Here is an 11177-nt window from a genome sequence, read left to right as displayed (position 1 = left end):
ACATCTGCACGTACCCCCTGAGAAACACCTGAGATTTCGGCACACCCTGCGTAACTTCGCTCATGCCGGCAGCGCCCTCGGGGACCTCTCGCCCCTGAACTACGTAGCCAGGTGAGTGGTGTCAGCCCCGCCAGTTCCATTGACGGAGCACTCATTATTCATGCTGCAGATAGGGAAAACGGTGGGGAAACACAACGTTGCGCGCGTACATGGTCGACGCACTCCGGCCGGCTCGATCGCCACGGCCGGATTGGCAAGCCTGGCGTTGGCAGGTGCTGGCGTCATGCTTTTGCTGGGCCCGGATTCGCCGACGATGAGGTCGGTGACCGCGGACGTGATGCTCGTCAACACCGAGGGCTCGAACAGCGACAACAACTCCAGTTCTGGCACTGCGAAAGCCAAGTCCAAAGCCGAGAAGCCAAAAGCGTCTGCGGGCAACACTTCTCGTACTGGCTCGCGCAGCGACGTCACCTCCAAGACCAAGAACACCCGCACCACCACCGGGAGCACGACGACCACCGGCAGCACCGGCAGCACTGCGACCGATGAAGCCGACGAAGACACGCCCACGGTCGACACGCCACGGCGCCCTAGCACCAAAGCATGGCAAGAACGCCTTCGTGCCCGGGCCGACGAGGTCACCAAGAACGTCAACGACACCCTCAACGACATCGCCGAGGGCGCCGGACTCACCCCGACCGGCACCAACGTCGGGGCCGCTGATGATGCTGATGACAACAGCACGCCCCAAGACAACAACAAATCGCCGGCGGCCACCGAGGCGCCCAAAGTCCTGAAACCGCAATCGAATCGCGAACCCACAACCGACAGACTCGTCGAACGGACCGCACGAGTTGCCGGTGCACTGACGAAGTCGCCCACGGCCGACGACACCCAACCCGAGGCTGTCGTAGCGAGCGACTCACTCAGCGATCGACTGGGAGATCTCGCTCCGAGCACCCAGCGCGCGACCGCGTTCGTCGCCCCGCCGGCCGAAGAGCAGACCCCGCAACCGGCAGCACCGAGCAACCCGATCACCGGGCTGCTCTCGGCGATCAACCTCGGCGTAACCCTGTCCCCCAACGCACCCAACCAACCTGCCGACGTCCCGGGCGTGTGGGCCGTGATGGCCTGGGTGCGCCGCCAGTCGGTGATCACCCAGGACAACCTCAACCGGCTGGCGCCCAACGTCCAACCCTCGGCGCTCAGCGGCCAAACCCTGACCCCGAACGCTGCTGCCCCTGCCGTGACGACCCTGCTGGGCCCGGCTTCGTTTGACGCCGCAGACATCATCAACTGGCTGGTCTACCAGCCGCTACACAATGCGGGACAACAGTTTTGGGTTGTCAGCCCAATCGGATCGGGTATCGCCAACGCGATCAACCACATCTCGGGCCAGTTCCTGATCGGCAACGGCGCCGACGGCACCGTCGACAATCCCGATGGCGGTGACGGCGGCTTGTGGTTCGGTGACGGCGGCGACGGCTACGACGGGGTGTCCACCGCGCAGGCCGGCGGCGACGGCGGCGACGCCGGCTGGTTCGGCGACGGCGGTGAAGGCGGGGCGGGCTGGGCCGGCCTCGACGGCGGCGACGGCGGTGCCGGCGGACGCTTCATGGGTCTCGGCGGAGACGGCGGAGATGGCGGCGCAGCCGCAGGCGGCGTGGCCGGCAACACCGGCGGCGATGGTGGCGACGGCGGAAACGCCCCCGGTTGGTTCTTCGGTATCGCCGGCGATGGCGGCCGCGGCGGAAACGGCCTCACCGGCGCCGACGGCCGAGACGGCGTCTGGGGCGTCGACTACGGAAACGGCAACGGCAACGGTGAGGACGGCGGCGCCGGCAGCGGCACCGGCGGCAACGGTGGCGCCGGCGGCAACGCCACCGGATTCTTCTTCGCCAGCGGCGGCAACGGTGGCGACGGTGGCGACGGCGGCGGAGGCGGCAACGGCGGGGCAGGCGCCGACGGCAACGCCACCCACCTCAACGGTGGAGACGGCGGCGCCGGCGGATCCGGCGGCAACGGCACCGGCGGTATCGGCGGGGCGGCCGGCACCGGCGGCGGACACTTCGGCTTCCTCGGCTCCGACGGCACCGCGGGCAACAACGGAACCGCCAGCGGCGTCGGCGGTAACGGCGGCGAAGGCGGCGACGGATATGCACTGGTAGACGGCGACAACATCATCGGGGAAGCCACCGCCGGCACCGGCGGGGCCGGAGGCACCGGCAGCGCCCAGTACGGCGGTGGCGGCGGCGGCGGCGGCGGCGGAGCCGTCCTACGCACTGCCAACGGTGGAACAGTCGACGGTGACGCGTTCGGCGGCGCCGGCGGGGCCGGTGGCAATGGTTCGGCGACCGCGGTCGGCGGAACTGGCGGTAAGGGTGCCACCGGCACGCTCTCCGCAACCGGGGCGGACAGCAGTGCCACCGGCACAGCCCGGGGCGGAGCGGGCGGCAACGCGATCGGCAGCGGGAGCGGTGGCGCCGGCGGCGCGGGAACGGTTTCCGCCACAGCCGCCGACAGCACCGCCAACGGCACGGGCACCGGCGGTGCCGGTGGAGTTGGCAGCAACGGCGGCGTGGGCGGTGCCGGTGCCACCGGCGGGGTGGTCGCGCAGCGGTCGGGTAGCACAGCCGACGGCGACGCCGTCGGCGGTGAGGGCGGGTACGCCGACGGAGTCGGTAGCACCGGCGGAAACGGCGGCAATGCGTTCATCCAAACCGGGCTTTACGCCGGCCGCGGCGATGACAGTAACGCCAGCGGTTACGCCCGCGGCGGTGCCGGCGGGTCAGGGACGACAGGCGGCCACGGCGGGGCCGGCGGCTTCGCCACCGTGATCGCTTCCGGCGACCGCTCCACGGCCAGCGGCAGCGCGTACGGCGGCAACGGTGGCGACGGTGCGGACGGTGGAACCGGCGGCGGCTACATCGTTGGTCAGGCCTTTATGCGAGCGCAGATCACGGCCGGCGGCAACGATTCCGAAGCCAGCGGCACTGTCACCTCCGGCAACGGCGGGGACGGAACCGGCACCGGCGTTACGGGTGGCGCCGGCGGTGACGCCCTCATCGGTTCCGGGCAAAACAGCAGCGGTGCCGGCCTCCGCAGCAACGCTAACGGCACCGCGACAGGTGGCGATGGCGGGGACGGCCAGGACGGCGTCAACGGTGGTGCTGGTGGTGCAGGGAGTATCAGGGCCCAAGGCAACGACGACCAGGTCCTCCGTGGCGTTGCAGACGGTGGTGACGGCAACACGGGGACCCAGGCCACTGGTGGTAGCGCCATCATCAACGCCAGCGGCGGTACACCCAGCTCCATCGTTGACACCCAGGTCACCGGCGGTGACGCCGGGGCTGGCGGTGCCGGCGGAAACGCGGCGGCGAGGGCCTCTGGTGGCGGCACCATCACCGACAGCTCCGCGACCGGCGGGGACGGTTCGGACACCGCTGCCGGCGGTGCGGCCAATTTGGCGGCAACCGGCTCGGGCAGTTCCATCACCAACACCCACATCACCGGCGGTGACGCCGGTGCTGGCGACGACGACGGCGGCGTGGGCGGTGTCGGCGGGGAAGCCAGGGCGACGGCCACCAACGGCACGGTCACCGATGGCACGGTCACCGGTGGCGACGGGGGCGATGCCACCGGCGCGGGCAGTGTCGGTGGTGCGGGTGCCTTCGGCCAGATCAATGCCACCGCCGCCGGCAGTTCCGCGAGCGGCGAGGCACACGGCGGAGATGGCGGTGACGCCGAGAACGGCGGCAAGGGCGGTACCGGCGGCTTCGGCGAGGTAGTCGCAAGTGGTGTCGGCAGCACAGCAGAGGGCGAAAGCACCGGCGGCGAAGGCGGTTCCGCCGACGGAACGTCGAGTGTTGGCGGAAACGCCGCCGCCGGGCGGGTGTGGGCCAGTAACACCAACGCCACGGCGACCGGTACCGGGACGGGCGGTGACGGCGGCGACGCCGAGAACGGCGGCGAGGGCGGTGACGGCGCCAACGGCGGCGTCTTCGCATTCATCGCCGGCAGCACGGCTGATGGCGACGGGGACGGCGGCGACGGCGGTAGCGCCAACGGAGCCGGGAGCATCGGCGGCGACGGCGCAGGTGGCTTCGTTCAGGCCGGCTACACCAACAACACCGGGGCCAACCCAGATTCGGGCGGCTCTGTCGAGGGAACGGCGATAGGCGGTGACGGCGGTAACGCCAACGGCGCCGGGAGTAAAGGCGGAATCGGCGGTTCGGGCAACATCATGATCGGGTCTGCGTGGGGCGCAGCCGTCTCCGTGCAGAACGCTTCGGCGAGCGGTTACGCCGAGGGCGGCCGCGGTGGCGACGGGATCAACGGCGGCCAAGGCGGTAGCGGCAGTCTTGCGACCGGTCAGATCTGGAGTGGTGTCTCGAACGGGCGTGCGGAAGGAACCGCTATCGGCGGAGCTTCCGGGTCGGGTACCGGCTCCGGCGCGGTCGGAGGAAACGGCGGCATCGCCAACGTGCATGTCAGCAGGGCCAATAGCGGCGCTCCGGGTGGGGCGTACTCCGAGGGCACGGCTACCGGCGGCGACGGCGCAAACGGGGTGGTCGGTGCAAACGGCGGCCACGGCGGTAACGCCCAGATCAGAGCGTGGGGCGAAAAATCCGAGATCAGCGGAACCGTCGCAACCGCTGGTGATGCCGTGGGCACCAAGACCGGACAGAACGCGCTGATCACGATCCAAGACCCAACCCCGAACCCAACAACAGAACCCGGCAAAATCACCGACAGCCAGGCAATCGCAGGCACCAACTCTGACACCGCGGTCGGCGGCGGTGCGAACATCAGTCTCACCGGCGGAGGATCGATATCCGACAGCGTCGCCCGGGGCGGCGCCGCCGGCGAGGGTCTCAACGGCGGCAGCGGTGGCGCCGGAGGTGCTGGGACAATCTCCGCGAGCAACGGCTTCGATGTCACCGACAGCTCGGCGACGGGTGGCGAAGGCGGAACCGGGACGGGTACGAGCATCACCGGCGGAAACGGCGGCACCGGAGCAATCACGGCGTCCGGTTCCGATGCCGACGGTGACGTGGTCGTCGGCACACCGGGATCCAACAACCCCTGACCAGATAGCGGAGCAGCACAACGGAAAGACCCCGGGCCATCGCGGTCCGGGATCTTTCCTATCTCGCCCGTTGCACCTCACACCACGCGCAGGCCCGCCGGCACCATGCTCGGGTCACGCCAAAACGCGTCGTGGACAAAGCGATTGAACAGGTCCGGCGGCAGCACGGTTTCGCGTGGTTCGGCTTTGACCTGCCCGCGCACGGTGTGCAGCCCGGGCGTGCCGGCCCGCTCGTCGAACTCGGTGACGTCGTATTCGACGTGGCCGAAGTCGTGCTCGAACACCGATTCACCGATGAAGTCGTAAATGGCGTGCATGGCCTTGGCCGGCTCGGTGGTCAGGGTTTCGTATTGCACCAGCAGGAGGTGGTCGCGCTGGCCGCCGTAGCAGGCCTGCTTGAGGGCGTCATAGGGCCCGCCGACCATGCCGTCCTGGGCGGCGACGTCGTTGGCCCGGGTGTAGACGGTGCCGCCGGGGCTGTAGTTGAAGATCGACGACGGGCTGAACACGTTGCGCTGCACCAGCCGCTCGATGCTGTCGATCACCCATGGCATCTCCCGCACGCAGGCAATCACTTTCGCGTCCGGGAACAACTGCGCGATGGCCGGCATCCGCGCGCACCAGGCGCGGTTGGTGTCGAAGATCACCTCGGCGGGGCTGTCGGCGTAGAAGCTGTCGAACAACCCGCGCAGGATGCGCCGCCGCTTGGCGTCGTCGAGGAACACCGAGAATTCGTTGCGGGGGCTCATCTGGGCGACCAGGGCGTCGAACAGTCCGGCCAGCGGGCCCGACATCCCCGCCTGCACGCGCGGGTTCTGCCGCAGCAGCGCCGCCAGCAGTGTCGACCCCGAGCGCGGTAGGCCCGAGATGAAATGAAGAGCCGTCACCGGCAGCAGTCTCCCACGGCCGCCGGAGGCACCGCCCGAATTCGGCCCGGAACGTGTCGTCGGTTTCTACCACAGGGCTGCTCCACCGCGACGCGCGCGACCCTGGGGTAGAAATCGGCGGTGAAACGGGGGTTTGCTGCCGACACGCCCGACACTTTCCTGCAGAGATGCGCCGGCGGAACGCACTGGCCTAGACTGCATTCCGACTGAGAGGAGGCCTTGGGTGCGGGCTGATGCAGCGCCCAGCACCCAGGCACTTCGGGGCTGGCAGCGCAAGGCGCTGGTGAAGTATTTGACGGCCAAACCGCGGGATTACCTGGCTGTCGCGACGCCGGGCGCAGGGAAGACCACGTTTGCGCTGCGGATCGCGGCCGAACTGCTCAACGACCGCACGGTCGACGCGGTCACCGTGGTGGTGCCCACCGAGCACCTCAAGATCCAGTGGGCGCAGTCGGCGGCCCGCAACGGCATCGCGCTGGACCCGAAGTTCAGCAACTCCAACTCGCAGACCTCGGCCGAATACCACGGTGTCGTCGTCACCTATGCCCAGGTGGCCAGCCACCCGACGCGGCACCGGGTGCGCACCGAGAACCGCAAGACGCTGGTGATCTTCGACGAGATCCACCATGGCGGAGACGCGAAGAGCTGGGGCGACGCAATGCGCGAAGCCTTCGACGACGCCACCCGACGCCTGTCCCTGACCGGGACCCCGTTCCGTAGCGACGACAGCCCGATCCCGTTCGTCCGCTACGAGCCCGACGAGGGCGGGTTCCAGCGCTCACAGGCCGACCACGTGTACGGCTACGCCGATGCGCTGGCCGACGGCGTGGTGCGCCCGGTGGTGTTCCTGGCCTATTCGGGTGAGGCACGCTGGCGGGACAGTGCCGGCGAGGAACATGCGGCCCGCCTCGGTGAGCCGCTGACCGCCGAGCAGACCGCGCGGGCCTGGCGCACCGCGCTCAATCCCGCCGGCGAGTGGATGCCCGCCGTCATCGCCGCCGCTGACAAGCGTCTGCAGCAGAAGCGCCAGCATGTGCCGGACGCCGGCGGCATGATCATCGCCACCAACCAGACCACGGCCCGCGCCTACGCCGATCTGCTGACCAAGATCACCGGCGAGGCGCCCACCGTGGTGCTCTCCGACGACCCGACCGCCTCCGATCGCATCAGCCAGTACTCCGAGGGCACGGGCCGGTGGCTGGTCGCGGTGCGCATGGTCTCCGAGGGTGTCGACGTGCCGCGGCTGTCGGTCGGCGTCTATGCCACAAGCGCGTCGACGCCGTTGTTCTTCGCACAGGCCATCGGCCGCTTCGTGCGGTCCCGCCGCCCGGGTGAGACCGCCAGCATCTTTCTGCCGTCGGTGCCCAACCTGCTGCTGCTGGCCAGTGAGATGGAAGCTCAGCGCAACCATGTGCTGGGTAAGCCGCATCGCGAGTCCGACGGGCTCGATGACGAGGCACTCGAAGCCGCCGAGAAGCGCCAGGACGAGAAGAGCGAACTGGAGAACGGTTTCGAGTACCTGGGCGCCGACGCCGAGTTGGACCAGGTCATCTTCGACGGCGCATCGTTCGGCACCGCGACCCCGGCCGGCAGTGACGAGGAGGCCGATTATCTCGGCATCCCAGGCCTGCTCGATGCCGAACAGATGCGAGACCTGTTGCGCCGCAGGCAAGATGAACAACTCACGAAGCGCACGGCCGACGCCGCCGTGGCCGGCGGACCGCCGCCGCCGCGCACCACGCACGGCCAGTTGCGGGAATTGCGTCGGGAACTCAACGCGCTGGTGACCATCGCGCACCATCGCACCGGCAAGCCGCACGGCTGGATCCACAACGAGCTGCGACGCATCTGTGGTGGGCCGCCGGTGGCCGCCGCGACCACCGATCAGCTCAAGGCACGCATCGAGGCGATCCGGACGCTGAAGGCCTGACGGGTCTCGTCAAACCGCCCCGCGACCGAACTGGAACTTGTTACAGTCGGCCAATTGCGTTCTGTGACAGCCAGAACTGTTCGGGGAGGCGACATGATGTCGACGTCCAGTACCGCCGACGGCGCACGGTTCATCGGCCGGGTCGGCGCCCTCGCGGTGGCACTCGGTATCGGTGCGGCACTGGGCAACAGCGCCGCGATCGCCACAGCGGACACCGGCGGTTCGGACTCGTCGGCCTCATCGCACTCGGCCTCCACGCACTCGTCGTCGTCGCGGACGGGGCCCCGCAAGGGTGCCCAGAAGGACACAGAGCACCGCGCCGACCGGGTGAAGAGCAAGCTGGCCGGCAAGACCACCGACAGGCCCGACGCCGCCGAGCCCGCGGCCAAGGTCAGCGCGTCGAAGGTCAAGAAGCGCCGGTCGGCGACCTCCGAGCAGGCCGCTGCACACACCGAAAAGGCCGACCAGTCCAGTCGTTCGGCCACGCCCGTCACCGGGCAGCGCGCGGTGACGCGGACGGTCACCGCCACCTCCCACACCGACAAACCGGCCGCCGAAGAACCTGTCGCCACGCCGCAAGCCGAGGCCGTCGAGCCGGCGAGCACCACCGCAGCCACGACGGCGGTGGAGCCGGTGGCCACCCAGGTGTTCACCCCAACACCGAAGGCCACCCGGTTGGCCCCGGCCGCGGCGGCACCCCGGCCCGGGTTGCTGTCGACCGTCCTGTCGCTGGAGGGGCTGGCCCCGCGATCCCCCAAGGCGCCCAACCCGATTGAGAACATCGCCCTGTGGACGGCGCTGGGCTGGACGCGGCGGCAAAGTCAACTGGTGACGTCCAGCAGCGTGGCGAGCACCAGTCCCGCCGCGGTCCAGGCCACCGCCGTGCAGAGCACCACCACCTCCGCCTCGCAGACCACCGACAGCACCCTGGCCACCGAAGAGCAGTTGGCCGCCGAGCAGCAGGTCCGCCAGATCGTCAATACGCCCGTCGTGCAGCTGGCCAAAGCGGTACTGAAGGTGGCCTGGTACGTCCAGGCCATGAAGAACTTCGCCACGGTGGGCGGCCCGGATGCCGCGAACCTGGCGCAGCTCAACAAGGCCGCCGATGAATACGCCAACCAGTCCGCTACCGAGTTCCTGTTGCTCAACTCGAACGATCCGAAGCTGCTGCTGCAGGTGAACCCGCCGCACAGCTGGTACGGGCAGGATGCCGGTGGCACCCGGGTCTGGTACGACAACCCCGATACCGTCTATCGGTTCAGCGGCGTCAACGCGGCGTCGGAGTATGTGATCAGGGGCCACATCGAGCCCGGCACCGACCCGACCGACACCAACATCAGTGTGCTGACCGGGATCACCGGCACCACCGCGGCCAATCTCAGCGGCAAGGACATCGTGGTCGACGAGAACGGCGACTTCGTCATCACGGTGAGCGCCCGGCCGGCCGAGGACGGCGAGACCAACCACCTGCAACTGCCTTCCAACGCAACGATTCTCACCACCCGCAACACGATGTCCGACTGGGACACCCAGCAGCCGATGACACTGACGATCGAACGGGTGAGCGGTCCGCCGGAGAGCCTGTTCGGGCAGATCGGCGGGTTCGCGATTCCGGGCATCGGGCCTGCGGTGGTGGAGAATTCGGCGCTGCTGAATCTGGTCTCACTGATCCCGGCATTCGACAAGGCTCCGCTGCTGCTGTCGTCGACCGAGACGGCGCTGCTCATGCTCGTCACCGGGATCAGCGGGGAGAACACCTACATGCAGGTCGCCACGACCGACCCGGTCACCGGGGAGCTGCGCGAGCCGAACACGCTGTCCGAGCCGGCGCACAACGCGGCGTTCCTGTCCACCCAGCTGCAGAGTGCCGGGTACTTCCAGTTGGCCGACGACGAGGCGATGATCGTCACCATCGATCCGGGCACTGCGACGTACTTCAGCGTGCCGGTCTACAACGACTGGACGATCACCGACAACTACTGGGATCAGCAGACCAGCCTCAACAACGGGCAGGCCATCCAGAACCTCGACGAGAACGGCAACCCCGACGGCACCTACACCGTGGTGATCTCCAAAAATGATCCGGGCGTGGCGAATTGGGTGTCCACCGGTGGGTTGAACCAGGGCACGATCTCGATCCGGTTCCAGGGCGTCGACCCGGATTCGAGCGACGCGCCGACGGTGACGACGACGGTGGTCAAACTCGACGACGTCAAGGACAACGTGCAGGACAACCAGGACGTCTACGACCGCGAGCAGCAGATCGCCGACCGGCAGGCCGGCTACTACAAGCGTTACACGGTGTAGCGGGTACTCCACCTATCGGCTGCTCGCTGATTTCTACCCAGGGGTCGCGCTCAGCCAAAATCTACGACCCAGGGGTGGAAAACGGCGGCGCGGCCGCGCGGAGGAGGCGGCAGCCCGCGGGGCGATAACCCCTACAACCCCAACAACTCGGGCAGATCGGCCACCGAATCGATGACATGGTTGGGTTGCATCGCGAATTCGTCGGCCGCCCAACGGTCCAACGTGTCCTGACGGAACTTGCCGGTACGCACCAGCACCCCGGCCATCCCCACGACTTGCGCGGCCAGCACGTCGTTGTTGAGGTCGTCGCCGATCATGTACATCTCGTCGGGGTCGACGCCCAGTCGGTTGGCGGCGGCCAGGAACCCTTCCGGGGCGGGCTTGCCGACGGCGGTGGCCTTGCGGCCGGAGGTCGCCTCCATCCCGGTCAGATACATGCCGGTGTCGACGCGCAGGCCGTCGCTGGTGTTCCAGGCGGTGCTGCGGTGCATGGCCACCACCGGCACCCCTTGGGCCATCCAGTCGTACACCCAGCTCAGGGTGAGGTGGTTGTACTCCGGGCCGGCTCCGCCGAGCAGCACCACATCCGGCGGCTCGGGTGCGCGCGGCCCGGTGAACTCACTGGAGTAGACGACGTCGACGCCGGCCATGTCCTCGCCGATCTGCCCGCTGTTGACCAGGAAGCATCGGGCGCCCGGGTAGCGGTCCCGCACGTACTCGGCGGTCAACGCCGCCGCGGTGATCACCTCATCGGCGGCAACCTCCATACCGGCCGCGGACAGCAATTCGGCGATCTGCGCGCGGGTGCGGGTGGTGGTGTTGGTCAGGTAGGACCGGGCGATCTGGTGCTCCTCCAACACCCGCAACGTCTGCGCTGCGCCGTCGATGGGCTGCCAGGAGGTCACCAGCACACCATCGATGTCGAAGAGCACTCCACCGATAGCCATGCAGCGACAGTAAACGG

General features: G+C 68.8%; 5 protein-coding genes. 3 read left to right on the top strand and 2 right to left on the bottom strand.

From position 1 onward, the window contains the following. Positions 1-322 precede the first annotated feature (322 nt). Positions 323-5089: a beta strand repeat-containing protein gene (locus FR943_RS26590; RefSeq protein ID WP_217154910.1), complete on the top strand. Its 4767-nt coding sequence runs from the start codon at positions 323-325 to the stop codon at positions 5087-5089. 77 nt (positions 5090-5166) lie between these two features. On the opposite strand, the gene FR943_RS03410 is transcribed toward FR943_RS26590, so the two are convergent. Then, complete coding sequence (locus FR943_RS03410; RefSeq protein ID WP_217154909.1) at positions 5167-5976, bottom strand: sulfotransferase family protein; 810 nt, start codon at positions 5974-5976, stop codon at positions 5167-5169. 223 nt (positions 5977-6199) lie between these two features. Here FR943_RS03410 and FR943_RS03405 point away from each other — a divergent pair, with 223 nt between their 5' ends. Then, complete coding sequence (locus FR943_RS03405) at positions 6200-7906, top strand: DEAD/DEAH box helicase (protein WP_217154908.1); 1707 nt, start codon at positions 6200-6202, stop codon at positions 7904-7906. A gap of 93 nt (positions 7907-7999) precedes the next feature. Beyond that, on the top strand, positions 8000-10213 hold the full coding sequence (locus FR943_RS03400; RefSeq protein ID WP_217154907.1) for a DUF1214 domain-containing protein: 2214 nt from the start codon (positions 8000-8002) through the stop codon (positions 10211-10213). A gap of 131 nt (positions 10214-10344) precedes the next feature. Here the strand turns inward: FR943_RS03400 and FR943_RS03395 are convergent, their stop codons facing one another. Beyond that, a complete protein-coding gene (locus FR943_RS03395; protein WP_217154906.1) occupies positions 10345-11160 on the bottom strand; it encodes an HAD-IIA family hydrolase in 816 nt (271 codons plus the stop codon). Positions 11161-11177 lie beyond the last annotated feature (17 nt).

Source organism: [Mycobacterium] fortunisiensis, assembly GCF_019050325.1.
Taxonomy (GTDB): Bacteria; Actinomycetota; Actinomycetes; order Mycobacteriales; family Mycobacteriaceae; genus Mycobacterium; species Mycobacterium fortunisiensis.
Note: the sequence above shows the minus strand (reverse complement) of the source record. Positions and strands in the feature narration are given on the sequence as shown.